The sequence below is a fragment of the Pseudomonas sp. MWU13-2862 genome (assembly GCF_023242495.1).
GTDB lineage: Bacteria > Pseudomonadota > Gammaproteobacteria > Pseudomonadales > Pseudomonadaceae > Aquipseudomonas > Aquipseudomonas gingeri_D.
In genome coordinates, this window is the sequence record NZ_JALMEZ010000004.1 from 1 (window position 1) to 19,874 (window position 19,874).

The window sequence follows — 19,874 nt, forward strand, 5'->3', positions numbered from 1 at the left end:
TAAGGCCGGTTTTCGGGCAACCAGACGAGGAATTCGACGTGTCACCAGCGGGACACGCAAGACCAATAGCAATGCACCGATAGAGGCATACACCGTCCACTCCTTCAGGTCCGCCCGCACGATCCACAACATATGCAGCAACCCCAACCCGAGAATCACATAGACCAGGCGGTGCAACTTCTTCCAGCCCTTCCCCAGGCGACGCTGGCTGTAACGATTCGACGTCACGGCAAGCGCCAATAAACAGAGGAAACCCAGCGCACCGACAATGATGTAGGGCCGCTTGCGCAACTCGACCGCCAATTGCGACCAGTCCAGCCCGAGCACAAACACCAGGTAAGCCGCCAGATGCAACACCACATAGGCAAAGCACCACAAACCCAATTGTCGGCGCACCGCGATCCAGCCCGGCCAGCCACTGAGTTTCTGCAACGGCGTCATGCTCAAGGTCACCAACAACAGAATCAAGGTGCCCAAGCCCAGCCGATCCACCATGACCTTTCCCGGATCCGGACCCAAGGCCAGGCTCCAGGCCTGATACAACCAGAGCAACGGCCAGATCGCCGCCGCAATAAAGACGCCCACACGCCAGAACGGATATCGCATCAGTAGTTCTTCCGCAGATCCAGGCCGGTATATAGGGAGGCGACTTCATCCGAGTAGCCATTGAACATCTGCGTCTCACGCACATTGGGACTGAACAGTCCGCTGGGCAAACGCCGCTCCCGGGCCTGGGTCCAACGCGGGTGGTCTACGGTAGGGTTCACATTGGCATAAAAGCCATACTCATCCGAGGCAATGCTTTGCCAGGTGGTCTTGGGCTGCTCTTCCACCAGGCTGATGCGCACAATGGATTTCACACTCTTGAACCCGTACTTCCACGGCACCACCAGACGCAACGGCGCACCATTCTGATTCGGCAGTTCCCGCCCATACATACCCACTGCCAGAATGGCCAAAGGGTTCATCGCCTCGTCCAGCCGCAAGCCCTCTACATAAGGCCAGTCGATCAGGGCGAAACCGGAACGCTGGCCCGGCATGCTCTTGGGATCCTGCAGGGTTTCGAAGCGAATGTACTTGGCCTTGGAGGTCGGCTCGACCTGCTTGAGCAACGACGAAATCGGAAAGCCGATCCAGGGAATCACCATGGACCAGGCCTCGACACAACGCAGGCGATAGATGCGCTCCTCCAACTGGTAGGGCTTCATAAAGTCCTCCAGGGCATAACGTCCCGGCTTGCCGACTTCACCGTCCACCACCACCGACCAGGGTTCGGTCTTCAGGGAGCCGGCGTTCTGCGCCGGATCGCCCTTGTCGGTGCCGAACTCATAGAAGTTGTTGTAGTGGGTCGCATCCTTGTAGGGGGTAATCGCTTCCCCCTTGACCGTCACCGCGCCCCATTTAGTCTCCGGCAGTTTCCCGGCAAACCAGGACGGCGCATTCCCCGCGTCCACATCGGCATAACGCGCCGCTTCGGCGGCACTGGCCCAACGCGGCAGACTGCCGATCGCCAGTGCGGCGACGGAAGCGCCCAGCAAGGTACGACGGGAAAGATAGAGGGATTCAGGCGTGACGTCCGATTCTTTGCAATCGGATCGCTTGGGAAGCTTGATAAACATGGCAACTCCGTAGCATTGGAGGACTGATGCACCAATAGACTACGGAGTCTGCGGGAAATTACATCACTCGCCGGCTTTGTGCCGACGAAGATGCAACAGGTACTGGATAGGACCCGAGGCCGCATAGGCGAGGAAGATCAGCAGCAGGATGCGCGGCGGATCGCTGAACACCACGGCGAACACCAGCACCACGGCGAGAATCGCGACAAACGGCACGCGCCCCTTGAGGTCCAGCTCCTTGAAACTGTTGTACTTGATGTTGCTGACCATCAGCATCCCGGCCGCCGCCACCAGCAAGGCCACCAGGAACGACATCTTCGAACCCTGGATCCCGTAGTCGCTGAACGCCCACACCGTCCCCGCCACCACGCCGGCCGCCGCCGGACTGGCCAGGCCGATAAAGTAGCGCTTGTCGGCGGTGCCGACCTGGGTATTGAAGCGCGCCAGACGCAATGCCGCGCCAGCTACATAGATAAAGGCAACCATCCAGCCGACCTTGCCCATATCCCCCAGCGCCCAGCCGAATGCCAGGAGTGCCGGGGCAACGCCGAAGGCGACCATATCGGACAACGAGTCATACTCGGCGCCGAAGGCGCTCTGGGTATTGGTCATGCGCGCCACGCGACCGTCCAGGCCGTCAAGGACCATGGCGACAAAGATCGCGATGGCGGAAAACGCGAAATACTTGCTCGCCCCCGCCGGGTCCCCGGCACTCGCGGCGCTCTGCGCACTCATCGCGCTGATGATGGCGTAGAAACCGGCGAACAGGTTCGCGGTGGTGAACAGGTTCGGCAACAGATAGATACCGCGATGGCGGACTTTCTGGCCGTCGGCGTCATGCCCCTCTTCGACATGTTCGTCGATGGGGAGCAGGCTTTCGGCTTCGGAGCCCTGACCAGGCTCTTCGGGACGTTCAGTCATGATATTACCTTGCAGCTAAATGAAAGGTTTCAACAGCACTCGGCGACTACGATGGGAGCGCAAAAAGATCCCGCTTTATACCAGAAGCGCCCTGGCCTGCGGGAAAACCCGGGCCAGACAGGTCGATCAGCCCAGGACAACGTGAGGCAGGAATCGACTGCTGTCCTTGGTAATCAGGCTGTCGTCCTCACGAATGCCGATCCCGGCGGCCACATCCCCCACCACCCATGAACCGATCACGGTATAGCTGTCGCCGAACTTCGGCAAAGGGGAAAACGCCTGCAGGATATAGGGCGCATCCGTGTAAGGCCCATCCTCGGCCACCACCTGGTCATCGCCGGTACGAATCTCGATGTTCGCCCCCTCACGGGAAAAGAACGGTTTGCGCACCCAGCCCTTGGGCACGGGCCGCTGCGGGTTCTGGTCGACATAAGCGGGCAACAGGTTGGGATGCCCTTCATGAAACTTCCACAGCAGCGGCAAAATGCCTTTGTTACTGACAATGGCTTTCCAGGCGGGTTCGATAAATTGCGTGTCACAACCGGGCACTGCCTGACCGAACACCTCGTGGAAGATATGTTCCCAGGCATGTAGCTTGAACAGTCGCTCGATCCAACGGCCGTCCAGATCGACAAAGCGACCCTGGGCGGTGAGGCCGATGTCCTCGATATCGATATGCCGTGCCTCGATCCCCGCATGCGCGGCCATCTTGCGCAGAAAATCCGTAGTCCCGCGATCCTCCTCCGAGCCCGACATGGCCGAGAAGTAGAAAGCCCCACCGGCCGGAAAGGCCGCAAAGGCCCTGACCAGATCTTCGGCGATGGTATTGAACTGACTCGCCTGCGTCGGCAGCACACCCCGGGCGATCTGCTCCTCGAGCCAGAGCAACTGCACGGAACCGGCTTCGAGCAGACTGGTGGGGGTGTCGTAATTGGCTTCCAGGCACTTGGCCGGACCGCTGCCGTCATACGCCAGGTCGAAGCGGCCGTACAGATGCGGATGCCCCTGCTTCCAGGAATCGCGGACCAGATCGAAAAACGCCGGCGGTATGGCCAGGCCCGTCAGCAGCTCTTCGCTGTCGACGACGCGCTCGACCACATCCAGGCACAGGTCATGCAGTGCCTTGGTCGGCGCTTCCAGGTCCCGCGTGACCTGCTCTTCGGTGAACAGGTAATAACCGCGCTCATCCCAGTAGCGCTCGCCACCGATGGTGTGGAAACCGAACCCTTCGCGCTCGACACTTTCGCGCCAGTGCGGACGCTCTGCGATACCGATCTTTTTCACCCTGGCCGCTCCCCTCAACCGCCGGAACTGAAAATGCTGCCGCTCTTGCCGCCCCAACCACTGCGTGCGGTCGCCTGGCTGCCGAAGCCGCCACGCGAGACCGTCGAGGACACCGAGCCGGAACCGCTGCCCAGGCTTTTGCCGAGGGTGGCCGGCGTGTAGGTGTTGGTGGAACTGCTGCGGGCCTGGGTCGAACGACTGAACGACTTGCCCTGCTCGATCTGCTGCGACAGCGTCGAACTGCCATAGCTACCGCGATTGTCGCGACTGTCGTAGATCGGCTGGGAATAGTAGCGCCCGCCGCCACCGCTGTTGCTGAGCAGATTGCCAAGCAACAAGCCGGTCAGCAGGCCGCCATTGCCACCACCGCCCGACTGCACGGCCGCTTGTTGCTGGGCCTGTTCAAGGTCCTTGCGCGGCACATCACCGGACATCGCCAGTTCAAAGCCGCCCATCTTCGGCATGTACTTGCCATCCGGGGTGATCTGGCAATAGCCGGGAACGAAGTCGCTGTCGCAGGAGGCCTGGTCGTCATAGGTCGGCGCGATACGCCGGTGATCGGCCAGCGCCTGCATGAAGGCGTCGGAACAGACCTCCACCGGCACTTTCGCCGCCACACACTCCTCGACCGACTTGAAGTTGCTCTTGGCGTTGAAGGCAACGGTGTCCTGGGATGCACCGCAGGCGGAAAGCGCCAGCGGAAAGGTGCCGGCCAGCACCAGTTTTACGGAGCTACGGGTTCTCATCGAATCATCCTTATCCTTGCCCTGGGCTCAGGTCGACGGTGTCATGCAGGCCGAATTCAACAGGCCGACACTGATGGCTACCGAGGCCGAATAGATCGCCGCCGCCATCTCGCCGCGCACAATACGCCCGGACAGCCCCTTGAGCACCAGGCTGGTCACGACAAACGCCAGCAACTGCACCACGGCCGCGATCAACACCCAGACAACGACGTCGACGACACTGATGCTGTTGGCGATGATATTGCTGGCCGGCAGGGCAAAACCCACCAACGAACCACCCAGGGCCACCGCCGCGGCGGTATTGCCCTCACGGATCAGGGCGAACTCCTTGTGGGGAGTGATCAGGGTGTAGATGAACTGGAACAACACGAACAGAACAGCCGCCACCGCCATATAGATGATGAAGCCGAATACCGCGGTGGCGTTGAGCGACAGGCGCAGCGCTTCGAGCATGATGATTTCCTTGTCAGAGAACTTCGATATCGGTGATTTGCAGCGTCACGCCAACGGCGGTGGACAGGGTGATCACCCCCTCCTCGTCTTCCTCGACCGAAAAGAGCAGGAACTCCCGACGGTTGAGCAGGCCGATCTCGCGGGAATAGAGCATGCTCAGGTGCTTGATCGAGTAGGCACCGTCCGGGCTCTTGACGAACTCCTGCATGGGTGTGAGTTCGGTCTGCCCGTCCTCACCGCCCCATTGCCGCCCATACTCCTCGCCTTCGAGTTCGTAGAGCGGCATGCCGATCTTCGCATTCGGGCCGGTCAGTTGCAGCAGCTGCTCCTTGCTGTTGATCGTGGTGACGTCGTGGTAGCCGAACAGGATAATGTCCTGAATATCCTCGGCCGCGGGGCCGTCCATGACCACTTGCAGGAAATAATCCTCGTTATCGAGGTAAAACCGCTGCAAGCGCATCGACTGCCCGAGGTCGATATCGCCCACCGCCCAGACTTTCTCGTCATCGGGCACCACCACATGGGACTGCCCTTCAAGCATCAGCTTCAAGGAGCGATCCAGGCAGAGCATCCGCCCCGAGGCCAGCCCCAGGGGGTTGCCCGGCGCTACCGAGGTAGCCCCCGCGGCAGGCTTCGGCGCCTCGAAGCCCATGGCGCGCTTGATCCAACTCATCGTGTCTCTCCTTTCTGTCGCAACAACGCACCGGCCCGTTTTCCAGACGGCAAAAAGGGCAAAACGCTGACGCGCTTGCCCCAAGCCCCGAGCTTACTGACCCGAGCCGGGATTCTGCCTGGCCTTCAGACGCGCCAGCACATCACTGCCGCTGCCCGACTTGGCGCCGATACCGGCGTCCTGCAGACGACGCTCCAGATCACCGCCGTTGGACTCGTCGGCCAATTCCTGCGCCGCATCCAGCTTGGCGTCGCGCTCATCCTGGCGTTGCTTGATACGCGCCAGCGAACCGACCGCCGTTTCCAGCTTGCCATTCGCCCCGCCGGTGGCCGCGGCGGTAGCAACACGCGCCTGCTGGACCGTCTCGCGGGCCTTGGCCATTTCGACCTGCTGCTTCAACCCCTTGATCTGGTTTTCCGCCTTGATCACCTGGGCATGCAGCATCTCGACCTGGGCGCCGAACTGATCGGCCAGGATTTTCTCCTGGTCGCGCAGGGCCTCGATCTCGGCCACCTTGTTGGCGCACTCGCCGGCCAGGCTTTCCACGCCCTTGTCCAGCGCGGCCATGGCCTTGCCTTCCCAGTTGGCGATGTCGTTGTTCAGGCCGTCGAGGCGCTGTTGCGACAGCTTGTAGCGGGCCTTGATGTCCACCAGGCCGTTCTTGGCCTTGGCCACGGCATTTTCGGCGTCGCGCTGTTCCTGCTCGAGGATACGAATGGCGTTGGCGTCGACAATGGTCTCACCCACCTCGGAAACACCACCACGAATGGCCGTTATGACTTTCTTCCAGATACTCATCGAAAACTCCTTGGGGACTTCATTAAACGTGGATGTGGTCTTCGAACGCTTCCACCGCACGGATCACGTTCTCGGCCAGGGTGAAGATTTCCTGGACGATCACGGTGATGGTGGAAGCCGCGCTCAGCGCGCCGAACATGCAGTAGACCTCGGTACCGTCGCCGACCCGCTCGATGCCCACGGAGGACAGTGGGAACAGGTCGCGACTGCGCAGCACCAGGCCGTTGAAGACCGCTGGATCCTTGACCCGGCTCACTTCGACCAGGGTCGCGTCCACCAGGATCTGGTCACCGGACACCGCCAGGTAGAGCGGCAGGTCGCCGAATTCGGTCATGCTCAGCTTGATGCTCTGCTCGGCGTTTTCGGCGAGGGTCAGCACAATCTCGCCACTGGAGACGACCTCCAGCTCCGACAGCGCCTTGTGCAGCGAGTTGATCGTCCAGTTGATGTTCTCAGTCATGAAAGCCTCCAGTTTGATCCGTTCACCCAGGAAGGGCTGGCGTAGCGCCTTTTCGATACCCCGCAGGGCCGTCGCATTCTCGGGAAGAATCCAGAATTCCCGCTTCACCAGCCCGGCGTCGCGCAGCCGCGTGCGCATATCGCGAACGTAGTCGGCGGTAGTCTTGGTCTTGGCCGGTGATGACGTTTTCTCGCCCGTGAGGGGCTTGTCATCCGCTGTTTTTTTACGGGGCATCTGCCCTCCGAAAAATCTTACATGTAAGTAAATTACGTCCTTTGCCTGGAATGTTCAACATCTGACATGAAAGCTTTATGTGACAAAACAAAACGCCCCGACAAGTCGGGGCGTTTGGATGCAGCCTGTACCGGCGCTCAGCCCCGAGGGGCCAGGCAGCCGGTTGAGCGTCGACTCAGTTCTTGGCTTTGTCGACGATCTTGTTCGCGCCGATCCACGGCATCATCGAGCGCAGTTGCTCGCCGATGATCTCGATGCCGTGAGCAGCGTTGTTACGACGCTTGGCGGTCATCGATGGGTAGCCGGTGGCACCTTCGCTGATGAACATCTTCGCGTATTCACCGTCCTGGATGCGCTTCAGAGCGTTGCGCATGGCCTGGCGGGATTCGGCGTTGATGACTTCAGGGCCGGTCACGTACTCGCCGTATTCGGCGTTGTTGGAGATCGAGTAGTTCATGTTGGCGATACCGCCTTCGTACATGAGGTCAACGATCAGCTTCAGTTCGTGCAGGCATTCGAAGTAGGCCATTTCCGGCGCGTAGCCCGCTTCAACCAGGGTTTCGAAACCGGCTTTGACCAGCTCGACGGTACCGCCGCACAGAACGGCTTGTTCGCCGAACAGGTCGGTTTCGGTCTCGTCCTTGAAGGTGGTTTCGATGATACCGGTACGACCACCGCCAACGCCGGCGGCGTAGGACAGCGCAACGTTCTTGGCGTTGCCCGAGGCGTCCTGGTAGATCGCGATCAGGTCAGGGATACCGCCGCCTTTGACGAACTCGGAACGCACGGTGTGGCCTGGAGCCTTCGGCGCGATCATGATCACGTCGAGGTCGGCGCGTGGCACGACCTGGTTGTAGTGGATCGCGAAGCCGTGGGAGAAGGCCAGGGTGGCGCCTTTCTTGATGTTCGGCTCGATTTCGTTCTTGTACAGCGCGGACTGGAACTCGTCCGGGGTCAGGATCATGACCAGGTCGGCAGCGGCAACAGCGCTGGCAACGTCGGTCACTTTCAGGCCATGGGCTTCAGCCTTGGCAACAGTGGCCGAGCCTTTGCGCAGGCCGACAGTTACGTCAACGCCGGAGTCTTTCAGGTTGCAAGCTTGTGCGTGACCCTGGGAGCCGTAGCCGATGATGGCGACTTTCTTGCCCTGGATGATCGACAGGTCGCAATCTTTATCGTAGTAAACCTTCATGAAATTCCCCTTTATATCCAGGCCGTTCAGGCCGTTTGCAAGTTGGTTTAGATGCTGAGTACTTTGTCGCCGCGCGCAATACCGGTGACGCCACTACGGACGGTCTCCAGAATCGAGGCGGTGCCGATGGACTGAATGAAGCTGTCGAGCTTGTCGCTGGTACCGGTCAGTTGAACGGTATAGACGCTGGCGCTGACATCAACGATCTGACCCCGGTAAATATCGGTGGTGCGCTTGATCTCGGCGCGCTGGGCGCCAGTGGCCTTGACCTTGACCAGCATCAGTTCGCGCTCGATATGAGCACTTTCCGAGAGGTCCACCAGCTTGACCACTTCGATCAGCTTGTTCAGGTTCTTGGTGATCTGTTCGATGACTTCGTCATGCCCGACAGTGGTCAACGTCAGACGCGACAGGGTCGGGTCTTCGGTCGGGGCCACGGTCAGGCTTTCGATGTTGTAGTTGCGTTGCGAAAACAGGCCAACCACACGGGACAGAGCGCCAGGTTCGTTTTCCAGAAGCAGGGAAATGATGTGCCGCATATTAGGTACGCTCCGTCTTGCTCAGCCACATATCGCGCATGGAGCCGTCTTTGATCTGCATCGGGTAGACGTGCTCGCTGGTGTCGACCTGGATATCGAGGAATACCAGGCGATCCTTCATGGCGAACGCTTCTTCCATCTTCGGCTTCAAGTCTTTCAGATCCGTGATACGGATACCGACGTGACCGTAGGCTTCGACCAGCTTGACGAAGTCAGGCAGCGATTCCATGTACGAGTGCGAGTGACGACTGCCGTAGCTCATGTCCTGCCACTGGCGGACCATGCCGAGCACACCGTTGTTCAGGCTGACGATCTTCACCGGCAGGCCATATTGCAGGCAGGTCGACAGCTCCTGGATGTTCATCTGGATGCTGCCCTCACCCGTGACGCACGCGACGTCGGAGTCAGGGAAACTCAGCTTCACACCCATGGCCGCGGGGAAACCGAAGCCCATGGTGCCCAGGCCGCCGGAGTTGATCCAGCGGTTGGGCTTGTTGAACTTGTAGTACTGCGCCGCGAACATCTGGTGCTGGCCCACGTCGGAGGTCACAAAGGCATCGCCCTTGGTCACTTCGCACAGGGTCTCGATCACGGTCTGTGGCTTGATGATGCTGCCGTCGCCCTTGTCATAAGGGAACAGGCCGCGGTCGCCGCGCCATTCGTCGATCTGCTTCCACCAACTGGCCACCGACTCCTTGTTCGGAGTCTCGCCGATTTCCTTGAGGGTCGCGACCATTTCGGTCAGCACGCTCTCCACCGGCCCAACGATAGGCACGTCTGCCTTGATGGTCTTGGAGATCGATGCCGGGTCGATGTCGATATGGATGATCTTGGCGTTCGGGCAGAACTTCGACGGGCCGTTGATCACCCGGTCGTCGAAGCGCGCGCCCACGGCCAGGATCACATCGGCGTGGTGCATGGTCAGGTTGGCGGTGTAGCTGCCGTGCATGCCGAGCATGCCGACGAACTGCCGGTCGGTGCCAGGGTAGGCGCCCAGGCCCATCAGGGTATTGGTGACGGGCAGGTTGAGCATTTTCGCCAGCTCGGTCAGCGGCGCGGAGCCACCCCCGAGGATCACGCCGCCGCCCGCATAGAGCACCGGACGCTTGGCCGCCAGGAGCATTTCCGCCGCCTTGCGGATCTGGCCGGAGTGGCCACGTACCGCCGGGCTGTAGGAACGCAGCTTGGCTTTTTTCGGGAAGACGTATTCGAATTTCTCGGCCGGGTTGGTCATGTCTTTCGGGATATCGACAACGACAGGACCAGGACGACCGGATTGCGCCAGGTAGAACGCCTTCTTCATGACTTCCGGGATTTCCGAAGCGTGCTTGATCATGAAGCTGTGCTTCACGATCGGCCGGGAGATACCGATCATGTCGGTTTCCTGGAACGCATCGGTGCCGACCAGGGTGCTTGGCACCTGACCGGAGATGATCACCATCGGAATGGAGTCCATGTACGCCGTGGCGATACCGGTGATGGCATTGGTTGCGCCAGGACCGGATGTCACCAGGACCACGCCGGCTTTACCGGTGGCACGGGCGTAGCCGTCGGCCATATGGGTCGCGGCCTGCTCATGACGAACCAGGATGTGGGTGACATCCGGCTCCTTGAACAGGGCATCGTAGACATGAAGGAGAGCACCACCCGGGTACCCGTAGATGTACTTGACGCCTTCGTCACGCAAAAAGCGGACGAGCATCTCACCGCCAGATAAAAGCTCCACGTTGTTCACCTCTAAAACGCCAGAATACCGTCCACGCACACTGGAGGACGGGTCTTAATAGGTTTACTTCTCAGCAGAGCATGAGCGACGGTGGTCGCCGACTACGTCAGCACTGACTGAGCAAGTATTGGGAGTGCCCCAAATGTTGCGGGGGTTTCCCACCCAGCGCGAGGTAACGCGTTGCGGGTGTAACAGGTCGGCGCGGATGTGCGCCTCATGATCTGCCGAGTGGGCCTGCTTCTGGCAGTCCCTCTACAGCGGACTTTGGATTGTTCTGATTCGTCCCGTCCAAGTCAAGTTATCTTGTGAGCTTTCTTCGAACTAAGCACATGACAACGCAGAAGAAAACCTTTCACGAGGGAATGTGCTACGTTGCTTATCGCATTGTCTGACAAGGAAACCTGATGCGTAGAAGCATTCTGATGGCGGGCCTGCTACTCGCCTTGAGCCCGCTGTGCCAGGCCGGGCCGATCTACAAATGGGTCGATGCCCAGGGCCAGACGCATTTCGATGCACAGCCGCCCGCCGGCCAAGCGGCCACCGTGGTGACCCCGGCGATCGGCAACGTCCCGGCGCCACCACCGCGTCCCGCCGTGCCCGCGAGCACGGCGGTGGGCGACCAGCAGGCCGTGGACGCCAAGGTCAAGAAGCAGATTGCCGATCAGGAAGTGGTGCGCAAAGCCTATTGCGAGAAAGCGCGGACCAACCTGGCCCAGCTGGAAAACAATGCGCGAGTGCGTGAAGAGGTCAATGGCGAAGTCCGCCGCCTGACCGATGAAGAACGCCAGACACGCTTGATAGAGACGCGCAAGAGCATCGAGGAAAACTGCTCGTAACTGTGGGAGCTGGCTTGCCAGCTCCTACAGGTCAGCGGGTCTCGGCAATCAGCTGGTCAAACTGCGCCAGCAACCGCTGCAAACCGCGCCCCTGCCCCGGCCGCTGGGCATAGACCATTTCGGCCATGGCCAGAATCCCGGACGCATTGGGCAGCGGCAGATCCGCCTCGAGGATCAGCTTCATCCTCGGCAGGAAAATCCATTGCAGCCACTGCTCGAACTCCAGGGTATCGACACTGAAGGGTTCGACACTGGCCAGGGCCTCGACGCTGGGCGGCTCCTCATCCCAGCAGCCCTGGGCCCGCAACTCCCGCTCGATCAGCAGGAGTTGCTCGGCAATCAACGGAAAACGTGCATCCATCAGTAACCAGCCTTGGCCTTCTGCTGTGCCTGGGCGGCACCCGCGGCATCACCCTGCTTGCTCCGCGCCTGGGCAATGATGCCCCAGAGGTTGGCTTGCAGATCCGGACGGCCGTTGGCGAAGCTCAGGCCGCGACGGGCCAGTTGCTCGGCTTGCGGCGCATCACCCTGGGCCATGCGCACCTGGGCCAGGCGATAAAGTACTTGCGGTTCACGCGGGGCCACGCGCTGGGCGCGCTCAAGGCTGGACGAGGCACCATTGAGGTCGCCACTGGATTGCTGCTGCTGGGCGGTGGTCAACAACGCCAGCACCGGACCGTCCAGTTGCTCGTCAGCGGACAAACCACCGCTGTTGTTCGACGGAATACCGCTCGGCGCCACCGGGCTCGGCATGTTGTAAGCACCCTGATTGACCGGCGGGCTGTACGCGCCCTGGTTATAGGCACCCGTGTCACCCGGCACGGCCTGGATCGGCGCGTTGCTCGAAGGTCCTGGGGTAATCGGCCCAGGGGTGAACGGCTCGGTACTGATCGGTGCCGAGGTTGTCGCCCCACCACCCGGAATCATCACCACCACGCCGGAATCCTGCGGCACCGCCTGGGTCTGGCTTGGCACCGGCCCCTTGGTGACGGTCTTGCGGAAACCGCCAGTGGACGAGATCCGCTCATTGTTGGAGACCGCAGTCCCCGAATCGACCACCGGGATCGAACCCCGTGGCACGCTGGAACAACCACCCAGCACGGTCAGTGCGGCAAAAGCTGGAATCCACCACTTGTTCACGTCAAACCCTCTTCGCTCAATTCAACCAGCCCTTGACCCAATCCATCACTTCGGTGGCCGGCGCAGGGGCCACGCCACCACACGACGCACCGGGTACCGGTTCACTGCCGCGAATATACGGCATCTGCACCGCGCCCGGGCAATTGGCATCGGAGCCTTGCCCGGTATGCGGATCGACCCAGGCCTGGACCACGTTATCCGGCTGCGGCATATCCAATGGCAGCGGATCGGCCTTGCGCATGAAACTGGTCCAGACCTGCAAGGCGCCACTGGCACCGGTGAACGGTGTCTTGCCGTTGTCATCGCGACCGAGCCAGACCACCGCCAGCAGGTCCTGGCCGAAACCGGCGAACCAGCTGTCCCGCGAGTCGTTACTGGTACCGGTCTTGCCGGCCAGGGTCAGGGTCTTGGGCAGGACGTTGTAGACCCCGCTCCCGGTACCCTCGCGCATCACCCGCTGCATCGCCGCCTGGATCAGGTAGATCGAGCCCGCGTCGAAACGCTGCTGGATCTGGAACGGATAACGCTTGAGCGGCTGGCCCTCGGCCGTCAGGACACTGCGAATCCCCCGCATCGGCGTATTGAAGCCGCCGTTGGCCAGGGTCTGGTACATGGTCGCGATATCCATCGGCGTCATGCTCGCGGCACCCAGCAACATCGACGGAAAGGCCGGGAACTCACGGGTAACACCAAGGCGTCCGAGGGTCTTGAGGACATTCGGCACGCCAACCTCCAGGCCCAGTCGAGCGGTCGACAGGTTGTAGGAATGCGCCAGGCCCTGATAGAGGAAAATCGTGCCGTGGGAACGGCGGTCAAAGTTCTGCGGCTTCCAGATCTGACCGTCGGCGCCTTTCACCGAGAAGGCTTCGTCCGACAGCCAACTGGTCAGCGTGTACTGGCTGGGTTTCTCCAGCGCCGTCAGATACACCGCCGGTTTGATCAGAGAACCCACCGGCCGCACCGCATCCAGCGCCCGGTTGAACCCGGCAAAACTGGCCTGGCGACTGCCGATCATGGCCTGGATCTCACCGGTTTCCGGGTTGGTCACCACCATGGCCGCCTCGATATCGTCGCTGCCCTTGCGCCCGGCCAGGCGCTTGAAGGTGTCGTTGACCGAAGCCTCGGCCTTCATCTGCAGGATCGGGTCGAAGCTGGTGAAGATACGCAGGCCTTCCTCGGTCAAGTCTTCGTCGCGGTAGTCTTCGCGCAGTTGCCGCTTGACCAGGTCGAGGAAGCCGGGGAAGGAACTGTCCGCCAGACTGCCACGGGCGGTCACCCCCAACGGCATTTTCTTCGCCGCCGCGACTTGCTCGGCGCTGGCCACGCCCTGCTGCTCCAGCAGGTCGAGCACCAGGTTACGTCGTTCCAACGCGCGATCCGGGTAACGTCGCGGGTTGTAATAGGACGGCCCCTTGACCATGCCCACCAGCAACGCCACCTGATGCAACTTCAGCTCCGCCAGGGGCTGGCTGAAGAAGAACTGGCTGGCCAGGCCGAAGCCGTGCACCGCGCGCTGGCCGTCCTGGCCGATAAAGACCTCGTTGAGGTAGGCCTCGAGAATCTCTTTCTTGTCGTAATGCAGCTCCAGCAGCATGGCCATCATGGCCTCGGTGAGCTTGCGGCTCAGGCTGCGTTCGTTGGTCAGGAAGAAGTTCTTGACCAACTGCTGGGTCAGGGTACTGCCGCCCTGGCGCATCTGTCCGGCCGAGGTATTGACCCAGATGGCCCGGGCAATCGACTTGGGCGAGACGCCGAAGTGATGATAGAAATCCCGATCCTCGACCGCCACCAGGGTGTCGAGCAGGTACGGCGGCACCTGGTCGATCTTGATCAGGATGCGGTCTTCGAGGTTCTTCGGGTACAGGCCGCCGATCAGCAGCGGCTCAAGGCGCACCACCGAAAGCTTCGCGCCATTGAGCGAGGACAGCTCGGCCACATAGTCGCCGGAGAAGCGCACCCGCACCGGCTGGGCCGACTCCATGCCTTCATAGAACTGGAAGCCACGGGTGTTCAGGTCCACGGTATTGCCGTTGACCGCCGCCGCCCCCGGGCCATTGGCCACGGGTTCACGACGATAACCGAGGGCATCGAGTTCGGTGAGGAAGTCTTCCTTGCTCAGTTTCTGGCCGGCGAACAGCTCCAGCGGCCGGGCATAGACCTTGGCCGGGATGGTCCAGCGCTTGCCGGAGAATTTCTCCTGCACGATGGCATCGAGGTAGACGGCAAAACCGGCCAGCACGACGAGGCCCACCAGGCTGAGCTTGATCGCCCAGCCAAGCCAGGGGCGCAGGCGGCTGGCGGGAGGTTTGGATTTGGCGCGGGAACGGGGGGATCGGGTACGAGTCATGGCGGCGGATTATACGCACTTTATTGATGATCAACATGTACGTCCGGCGGTTTGCACCTGAGCCCGCAGCGGCCATAATGACCGCCTTGAATTTACCGCCCTCTTGAAGGATCGCCAGTGAGCCAGTCCCTGATTACCGCCCTGCAAAACCCGGCCCTCTACCCGCATCCGGTGGAAGGCTTCCAGGTTATCGAAACCCACATTTCCTGGGTCCTGCTCACCGGACCCTATGCCTACAAGATCAAGAAACCGGTCAACTTCGGCTTCCTCGACTTCACCGAACTGAGCGCTCGCGCACATTTCTGCGCGGAAGAGCTGCGCCTGAACCAGCGCCTGACCCACGACCTGTACCTGGAAGTCCTGCCGATCACCGGCAGCGTCGAGGCCCCCGTCCTGGGCGGCGGCGGTCCGGCCATCGAATATGTGCTGAAAATGCGCCAGTTCCCGCAGAGCCAGTTGCTGAGCACCCTGCAGGCCAACGGTGAACTGACCACCGTGCACATCGATGAAATGGCCCAACAGATCGCCGCGTTCCACCAGAGTGCCCCCGAAGTGCCTAAAGATCACTACCAGGGCACTCCGGAAGCGGTCATGGACCCGGTCCGGCAGAACTTCGAACAGATCCGCCCCTTCCTCAGCGAAAAGGCCGACCTGCTGCAACTCGACGCCCTGCAAGCCTGGGCCGAAACCAGTTTCGAGCGCCTCAAGCCGCTGCTGGCCCAGCGCAAGGCCGAAGGTTTCATTCGTGAATGCCACGGCGACATCCACCTGGGCAACGCCACCGTCATCGACGGCAAGGTGGTGATCTTCGACTGCATCGAGTTCAACGAACCCTTCCGCTTCACCGACGTCTACGCCGACACCGGCTTCCTCGCGATGGACCTCGAAGACCGCGGCCTCAAGAGCCTGGCCCGACGCTTTATCAGCCAGTACCTGGAACTGACCGGCGACTACCAGGGCCTGGCCCTGCTGAACTTCTACAAGGCCTATCGTGCCCTGGTGCGCGCCAAGGTCGCGCTGTTCAGCATGCCGGCCGAAGATCCGGTGCAACGCGCCAGCAGCATGCGCCAGTACCGCAACTACGCCAATCTGGCGGAAAGCTACAGCACCATTCCGTCGCGCTTCCTGGCCATCACCAGCGGCGTCTCCGCCGTCGGCAAGAGCCACGTCGCCCTGCGCCTGGTGGAAGCCCTGGGCGCCGTACGCCTGCGCTCGGATGTCGAACGCAAACGCCTGTTCGGCGACCAGCAAGTCGAAAACAACGTCGGCGACGGCATCTATAGCCGCGACGCCAGCGTGAGCACCTACCGGCGCCTGCATGAAATCGCCGACACCGTCCTGCGCGCCGGCTTCCCGGTGGTGATCGACGCCACCTACCTCAAGCGCGAGCAACGCAACGCCGCCGCCCAGGTTGCCGAAGCCACTGGCGTACCGTGCCTGATCCTCGATTGCAACGCCCCACAGGCCGTGATCGAAAGCTGGCTGGCCCGGCGCCAGGCCGATGCCGTCGACCCATCCGACGCTACACTGGAAGTGATCGCCGCCCAGCAAGCCAGCCGCGAGGCCCTGAGCGCCGATGAAGTACTGCGCACCAAGCGTGTCGAAACCCATGAAAGCGGGAGCCTCGACGCCCTGGTCGAGCAGATTCGCCAGCGTCTGCCGGGCCTGTAAAAACTATTTCAGCCGTGGGGCCGCAAGTGCTTCACGGCTGAAACATAGTGGCATTATACTGGCGTCATAATTCCAACAGGAGACGTCTCATGAGCCATCCCAAGCTGCTCGACTCACCTTTGTTTGCCCTGCTGCACAAGGATGACATTGCCGGCTTCAACAAGGCCCGCCCCAAGGACGGTCCGATCGACATGCGCGGCGGTGACTTCCGTGGCCTGGACCTGCGCGAACTGAATGCCGAGGGGATCGACTTCACCGATGCCTACTTCCGCTCCGCCGATCTGCGTGGCGTAGATCTGCAGAAATCCATCCTGGTCGGTGCCAGCGTGGCCCATGCGCAGATTTCCGGCGCTTACTTCCCCGTGGAACTGACCCCGGCCGAGATTCTCATGTCGATGCAGTTCGGTACGCGTCTGCGCTACAGCGCCTAGCCCTCGCGGAGGGGCCAGAGGATGGCGGCAGCGCCTGCCGTCTGGTGCCTGCTCACGGCCTCGACAAGGCTCCTGCTGTACGATTTTTCCCTTTGCGCGCCATCCCTGTGCTGCCGGCCAGCGTTGGAGAAAGCCGCGGCTTAGAAGCATTTGCACCAACGCCGAGCAAAGAACCACGTCTTTCCTACTGACCGCCTACACTCCTTTTCAGGCTTGCCTACTCTCGTCCACGCAGCGTTCGGCCGTCGCAAGGAGGCTTGATGAACGATGAACTGCAACACCTGAAGAACCTTGGCAAGACGTCGGCGCAATGGCTGCACGCGGTGGGTATCCACAGCGCATCGGATTTGCGTCGACTGGGAGCGGTGGATGCCTACCGCGCGGTACGAACCCGCGGATTCCGGGCATCGAAAGTGCTGTTATATGCGATCGAAGGCGCCTTGATGGACATTCATTGGAACGATATCCCTCAAGAACGCAAAGAAGCCTTGAATAAACAGTTGGACGCGATATCGTCGCGTCACAAAAATTGATTTCGCAGGTTTGGCATGTATCTACTCGGGGAGCAACCGGCCTACGCCGAAGAACTGATCAATCGTCTGCAGACGATTCCGGCACAGCTGCTCAAAGGTTTGCCCCCCTGCGCGGCCCCCCTGGAGCTTGAGCAAATCGCTGACCTCGGTGCCTTGCTGCCCGCCGATCAGGTGTTCCTGATCGACAGCGGCCTGCTGCATGCCCGGGTCGACGAGCGTGCATTGTTCTATTTGCATGAAGGCGACCTGGTCGGATTGCGCCAGGGCATCGACTGGCCGCGCTGCGTGCTGAGCAGCGACAACCCGCTGCGTCTGATTCCCTACCGGCGCACCGACCTCTTCACCCATATCTACGCCGACGAAAGCCGCGCCGAAGCGCTGCTGCGTTACCTGATCGGCCAGACCGCCCTGCTCTCCGACGCCGTCACCCGCCTGAAACAGCCGGAATTTCGCAGCAGCAACGGCTTCCAGCAGGTGGCCAGTGGTGAAGTGATGATCCGCCAAGGTGACGATGCCGACCATGTCTTCATCATTACCGACGGACACGCCGAGGCCTTTGTCGACGGGCACAAGGTCGGCGATGTGCCCAAGGACGAGATTTTCGGCGCCATGGCGGTGTTCACCGGCGAGAAACGCAGCGCCAGCGTGATCGCCAGCCAGCCGTGCACGGTCATGCTGATCCCCAAGGAGCAATTCCTCAGCCTGACCCAGAGCAACCCGCGCATCGCCCACAGCCTGATCGAAAGCATGGCCCGACGCATCGATTTGCTGAACAAGGAAGTCACGCGCCTGAGCGCCATCGGCACGGCGCGCTGAACCACCGCGACCTCGATCACTCATCCGCCGTCGCACCCTGGACGAACGGTCGAGAAAAAGACATTGACTTAGAAATGAGAATCGTTATGATTATCACAACTGATCGCGAGATCGGTTGGATTTTCTGGAAGGCCCTGGTTCGGACTCTCAGATTATCTCCTCATCAGGCTAATCACGGTTATTGACCCGGCTTTTTGCCGGGTCTTTTTTTGCCTGTCCGAAAGCCAGCCGGCAGAGATCCCGGCCCCCCAGGTGCGTCAGGCCTCCCCGACCTCCGGCGCGACCGGAGATTCCAGTCGCGCCAGCAACTCATCCAGCAAGCCGGAAGCCCCGAGCCGCACGTGATCGGCGTTGACCCAGGCAGCACCGAAACGCGTGCGCGCCAGTTCGATATAGGTCCGCGCATCATCGAAGGTGCGGATGCCGCCGGAAGCCTTCAGCCCCACCAGCCCGCCCCGCTCGGCAATGGCTTCAAGCATGATGCGCACGGCCTGTTCGGTCGCATTGACCAGGACTTTGCCGGTACTGGTCTTGAGAAAGTCGGCGCCGGCGGCAATCGCGTCCTGGCTGGCCTGGCGGATCATCTGCGGGTCGCGCAACTCACCGGTCTCCAGGATCACCTTGAGTTTGGCCCGCCCCTGGCAGGCATCACGACAGGCGGCGACCATGCTCAGGCCGGTCTGCGCATCGCCCATCAACAACGAGCGATAGGGATAGACCAGGTCCACCTCATTGGCGCCGGCGGCGATCGCCTCCAGGGTTTCAGCGACCACCGAGGCGACATTCGGTCCGCCGTGGGGGAAGTTGACCACCGTGGCGACCCGGATCGCCTGCCCGCCCTGCGCATCGAGAGCCCGTCGCGCCAAGGCGACAAAACGTGGAAACACGCACACCGCAGCCACCGGACCGAATGGCGTCTGCGCCCGCTGGCAAAGCGAAAGGATGCGCTCGTCATCGTCATCGCCACTCAGCGAGGTCAAGTCGAGCAGGCCAATGGCCTGGCGTGCCAGTTGTTGATCGGCATCATTCATCTGCTTCATCTTCACTCCCAATCCGGATCGTTGCATAAACCTGACAAGCGTCCGAGGCGCCTCCTCGGCGGTCCTGGCTGCCGGATGAGGCGAAATACGCTATGGGCAGCAGGATAAAGGACTCGTCCGCGCCAAGGCATGTGTCAACCAAAGACCGGGACTCGACCCACATCAGAACAAGATGCGTCCTACCCACTACTGGTAGCCGATACTCGGCAAGGCTTTCAGGGATTCAGGGATTCAGGGATTCAGGATGCTGGCTGGTGGTATCGACCCCGACCAATTTAGACTCCGCCCCCAGGACACTGACCCATTCCGACAACGCCCCGCCGGCGCTGACCCAGCGTAGCGGCAGTTCGGTCACCAGGGCGGCATGGCTGAGCGCCAGCCCGGCGACGAGGACAAACAGGTGCGAGGCTCCCTA

General features: G+C 61.3%; 21 protein-coding genes and 1 pseudogene. 5 read left to right on the forward strand and 17 right to left on the reverse strand.

Features of this window, described 5'->3' with window-relative positions; all coding sequences use genetic code 11:
- The 12 genes from msrQ to M5C56_RS08340 all read right to left on the reverse strand — a co-directional run.
- On the reverse strand, positions 1-606 hold a 606-nt coding region (gene msrQ, locus M5C56_RS08285; protein WP_103495450.1), incomplete at its 3' end, for a protein-methionine-sulfoxide reductase heme-binding subunit MsrQ.
- Complete coding sequence (msrP, locus tag M5C56_RS08290) at positions 606-1,619, reverse strand: protein-methionine-sulfoxide reductase catalytic subunit MsrP (RefSeq protein WP_103495451.1); 1,014 nt, start codon at positions 1,617-1,619, stop codon at positions 606-608. The genes msrP and msrQ, both read right to left, overlap by 1 nt.
- A 63-nt stretch (positions 1,620-1,682) precedes the next feature.
- Positions 1,683-2,540, reverse strand: coding sequence for a CDP-diacylglycerol--serine O-phosphatidyltransferase (gene pssA, locus M5C56_RS08295; protein WP_100939556.1), 858 nt, complete (start codon positions 2,538-2,540; stop codon positions 1,683-1,685).
- 126 nt (positions 2,541-2,666) lie between these two features.
- Positions 2,667-3,824 (reverse strand): glutathionylspermidine synthase family protein, encoded by a 1,158-nt coding sequence (locus M5C56_RS08300; RefSeq protein WP_103495452.1) that lies wholly within the window; start codon positions 3,822-3,824, stop codon positions 2,667-2,669.
- A gap of 14 nt (positions 3,825-3,838) precedes the next feature.
- Complete coding sequence (locus tag M5C56_RS08305; RefSeq protein ID WP_103495453.1) at positions 3,839-4,570, reverse strand: DUF1190 domain-containing protein; 732 nt, start codon at positions 4,568-4,570, stop codon at positions 3,839-3,841.
- Between the two features lie 27 nt (positions 4,571-4,597).
- A complete protein-coding gene (locus tag M5C56_RS08310; protein ID WP_103495454.1) occupies positions 4,598-5,023 on the reverse strand; it encodes a DUF350 domain-containing protein in 426 nt (141 codons plus the stop codon).
- Between the two features lie 13 nt (positions 5,024-5,036).
- Positions 5,037-5,696 carry a DUF2491 family protein gene (locus tag M5C56_RS08315; RefSeq protein WP_103495455.1) on the reverse strand — a complete coding sequence of 220 codons (660 nt, stop codon included), beginning with the start codon at positions 5,694-5,696 and terminating at the stop codon, positions 5,037-5,039.
- Positions 5,697-5,789: 93 nt separating this feature from the next.
- The gene (locus M5C56_RS08320; RefSeq protein WP_103495456.1) at positions 5,790-6,494 is read right to left on the reverse strand and encodes a PspA/IM30 family protein; all 705 of its coding nucleotides are present in this window, start codon (positions 6,492-6,494) and stop codon (positions 5,790-5,792) included.
- A 22-nt stretch (positions 6,495-6,516) separates the two neighbouring features.
- Entirely contained in the window at positions 6,517-7,188 is a 672-nt protein-coding gene (locus tag M5C56_RS08325) for a YjfI family protein (protein ID WP_103495457.1), read from the reverse strand.
- 175 nt (positions 7,189-7,363) lie between these two features.
- Entirely contained in the window at positions 7,364-8,380 is a 1,017-nt protein-coding gene (gene ilvC / locus M5C56_RS08330; protein WP_003212125.1) for a ketol-acid reductoisomerase, read from the reverse strand.
- Positions 8,381-8,427: 47 nt separating this feature from the next.
- Positions 8,428-8,919 carry an acetolactate synthase small subunit gene (gene ilvN / locus M5C56_RS08335; protein WP_003176102.1) on the reverse strand — a complete coding sequence of 164 codons (492 nt, stop codon included), beginning with the start codon at positions 8,917-8,919 and terminating at the stop codon, positions 8,428-8,430.
- Position 8,920: 1 nt separating this feature from the next.
- Positions 8,921-10,645, reverse strand: a complete 1,725-nt coding sequence (locus M5C56_RS08340) for an acetolactate synthase 3 large subunit (RefSeq protein WP_103495488.1) — start codon at positions 10,643-10,645, stop codon at positions 8,921-8,923.
- Positions 10,646-11,049: 404 nt separating this feature from the next.
- Between M5C56_RS08340 and M5C56_RS08345 the strand changes: the two genes are divergently transcribed.
- Positions 11,050-11,481 carry a DUF4124 domain-containing protein gene (locus M5C56_RS08345; protein WP_103495458.1) on the forward strand — a complete coding sequence of 144 codons (432 nt, stop codon included), beginning with the start codon at positions 11,050-11,052 and terminating at the stop codon, positions 11,479-11,481.
- 31 nt (positions 11,482-11,512) lie between these two features.
- Here the strand turns inward: M5C56_RS08345 and M5C56_RS08350 are convergent, their stop codons facing one another.
- The 3 genes from M5C56_RS08350 to mrcB are packed head-to-tail and all read right to left on the reverse strand — an operon-like array spanning position 11,513 to position 14,968.
- A complete protein-coding gene (locus M5C56_RS08350; RefSeq protein ID WP_103495459.1) occupies positions 11,513-11,842 on the reverse strand; it encodes a YqcC family protein in 330 nt (109 codons plus the stop codon).
- Entirely contained in the window at positions 11,842-12,621 is a 780-nt protein-coding gene (locus tag M5C56_RS08355; RefSeq protein WP_103495460.1) for a tetratricopeptide repeat protein, read from the reverse strand. The genes M5C56_RS08350 and M5C56_RS08355 overlap by 1 nt, the downstream gene beginning before the upstream one ends.
- Positions 12,622-12,637: 16 nt before the next feature.
- Complete coding sequence (gene mrcB, locus M5C56_RS08360; protein WP_103495461.1) at positions 12,638-14,968, reverse strand: penicillin-binding protein 1B; 2,331 nt, start codon at positions 14,966-14,968, stop codon at positions 12,638-12,640.
- Between the two features lie 117 nt (positions 14,969-15,085).
- On the opposite strand from mrcB, the gene M5C56_RS08365 reads away from it, so the two are divergent.
- The 4 genes from M5C56_RS08365 (at position 15,086) to M5C56_RS08380 (ending at position 18,419) form a co-directional block, all read left to right on the forward strand.
- Complete coding sequence (locus tag M5C56_RS08365; protein ID WP_103495462.1) at positions 15,086-16,639, forward strand: bifunctional aminoglycoside phosphotransferase/ATP-binding protein; 1,554 nt, start codon at positions 15,086-15,088, stop codon at positions 16,637-16,639.
- An 89-nt stretch (positions 16,640-16,728) separates the two neighbouring features.
- Entirely contained in the window at positions 16,729-17,070 is a 342-nt protein-coding gene (locus tag M5C56_RS08370) for a pentapeptide repeat-containing protein (RefSeq protein ID WP_103495463.1), read from the forward strand.
- A 260-nt stretch (positions 17,071-17,330) separates the two neighbouring features.
- Positions 17,331-17,603, forward strand: a complete 273-nt coding sequence (locus M5C56_RS08375; RefSeq protein WP_100939569.1) for a TfoX/Sxy family protein — start codon at positions 17,331-17,333, stop codon at positions 17,601-17,603.
- A gap of 15 nt (positions 17,604-17,618) precedes the next feature.
- Complete coding sequence (locus tag M5C56_RS08380) at positions 17,619-18,419, forward strand: cyclic nucleotide-binding domain-containing protein (RefSeq protein ID WP_103495464.1); 801 nt, start codon at positions 17,619-17,621, stop codon at positions 18,417-18,419.
- Positions 18,420-18,676: 257 nt separating this feature from the next.
- Here the strand turns inward: M5C56_RS08380 and deoC are convergent, their stop codons facing one another.
- Positions 18,677-19,459: a deoxyribose-phosphate aldolase gene (deoC, locus tag M5C56_RS08385; RefSeq protein ID WP_103495465.1), complete on the reverse strand. Its 783-nt coding sequence runs from the start codon at positions 19,457-19,459 to the stop codon at positions 18,677-18,679.
- A 189-nt stretch (positions 19,460-19,648) separates the two neighbouring features.
- Positions 19,649-19,859: pseudogene (locus M5C56_RS08390) on the reverse strand (hemin ABC transporter substrate-binding protein); the annotation flags it as partial.
- Positions 19,860-19,874 lie beyond the last annotated feature (15 nt).

What these genes read in the sequence shown, in the direction of transcription:
- M5C56_RS08315 (WP_103495455.1), bottom strand. Translation starts at nt 5,696, where the DNA reads ATGAGTTGGATCAAGCGCGCCATGGGCTTCGAGGCGCCGAAGCCTGCC.
- ilvC (WP_003212125.1), bottom strand. Translation starts at nt 8,380, where the DNA reads ATGAAGGTTTACTACGATAAAGATTGCGACCTGTCGATCATCCAGGGC.
- M5C56_RS08310 (WP_103495454.1), bottom strand. Translation starts at nt 5,023, where the DNA reads ATGCTCGAAGCGCTGCGCCTGTCGCTCAACGCCACCGCGGTATTCGGC.
- M5C56_RS08345 (WP_103495458.1), top strand. Translation starts at nt 11,050, where the DNA reads ATGCGTAGAAGCATTCTGATGGCGGGCCTGCTACTCGCCTTGAGCCCG.
- ilvN (WP_003176102.1), bottom strand. Translation starts at nt 8,919, where the DNA reads ATGCGGCACATCATTTCCCTGCTTCTGGAAAACGAACCTGGCGCTCTG.
- M5C56_RS08375 (WP_100939569.1), top strand. Translation starts at nt 17,331, where the DNA reads ATGAACGATGAACTGCAACACCTGAAGAACCTTGGCAAGACGTCGGCG.
- M5C56_RS08325 (WP_103495457.1), bottom strand. Translation starts at nt 7,188, where the DNA reads ATGCCCCGTAAAAAAACAGCGGATGACAAGCCCCTCACGGGCGAGAAA.
- mrcB (WP_103495461.1), bottom strand. Translation starts at nt 14,968, where the DNA reads ATGACTCGTACCCGATCCCCCCGTTCCCGCGCCAAATCCAAACCTCCC.
- M5C56_RS08370 (WP_103495463.1), top strand. Translation starts at nt 16,729, where the DNA reads ATGAGCCATCCCAAGCTGCTCGACTCACCTTTGTTTGCCCTGCTGCAC.
- msrP (WP_103495451.1), bottom strand. Translation starts at nt 1,619, where the DNA reads ATGTTTATCAAGCTTCCCAAGCGATCCGATTGCAAAGAATCGGACGTC.
- M5C56_RS08320 (WP_103495456.1), bottom strand. Translation starts at nt 6,494, where the DNA reads ATGAGTATCTGGAAGAAAGTCATAACGGCCATTCGTGGTGGTGTTTCC.
- M5C56_RS08380 (WP_103495464.1), top strand. Translation starts at nt 17,619, where the DNA reads ATGTATCTACTCGGGGAGCAACCGGCCTACGCCGAAGAACTGATCAAT.
- M5C56_RS08350 (WP_103495459.1), bottom strand. Translation starts at nt 11,842, where the DNA reads ATGGATGCACGTTTTCCGTTGATTGCCGAGCAACTCCTGCTGATCGAG.
- deoC (WP_103495465.1), bottom strand. Translation starts at nt 19,459, where the DNA reads ATGAAGCAGATGAATGATGCCGATCAACAACTGGCACGCCAGGCCATT.
- M5C56_RS08305 (WP_103495453.1), bottom strand. Translation starts at nt 4,570, where the DNA reads ATGAGAACCCGTAGCTCCGTAAAACTGGTGCTGGCCGGCACCTTTCCG.
- pssA (WP_100939556.1), bottom strand. Translation starts at nt 2,540, where the DNA reads ATGACTGAACGTCCCGAAGAGCCTGGTCAGGGCTCCGAAGCCGAAAGC.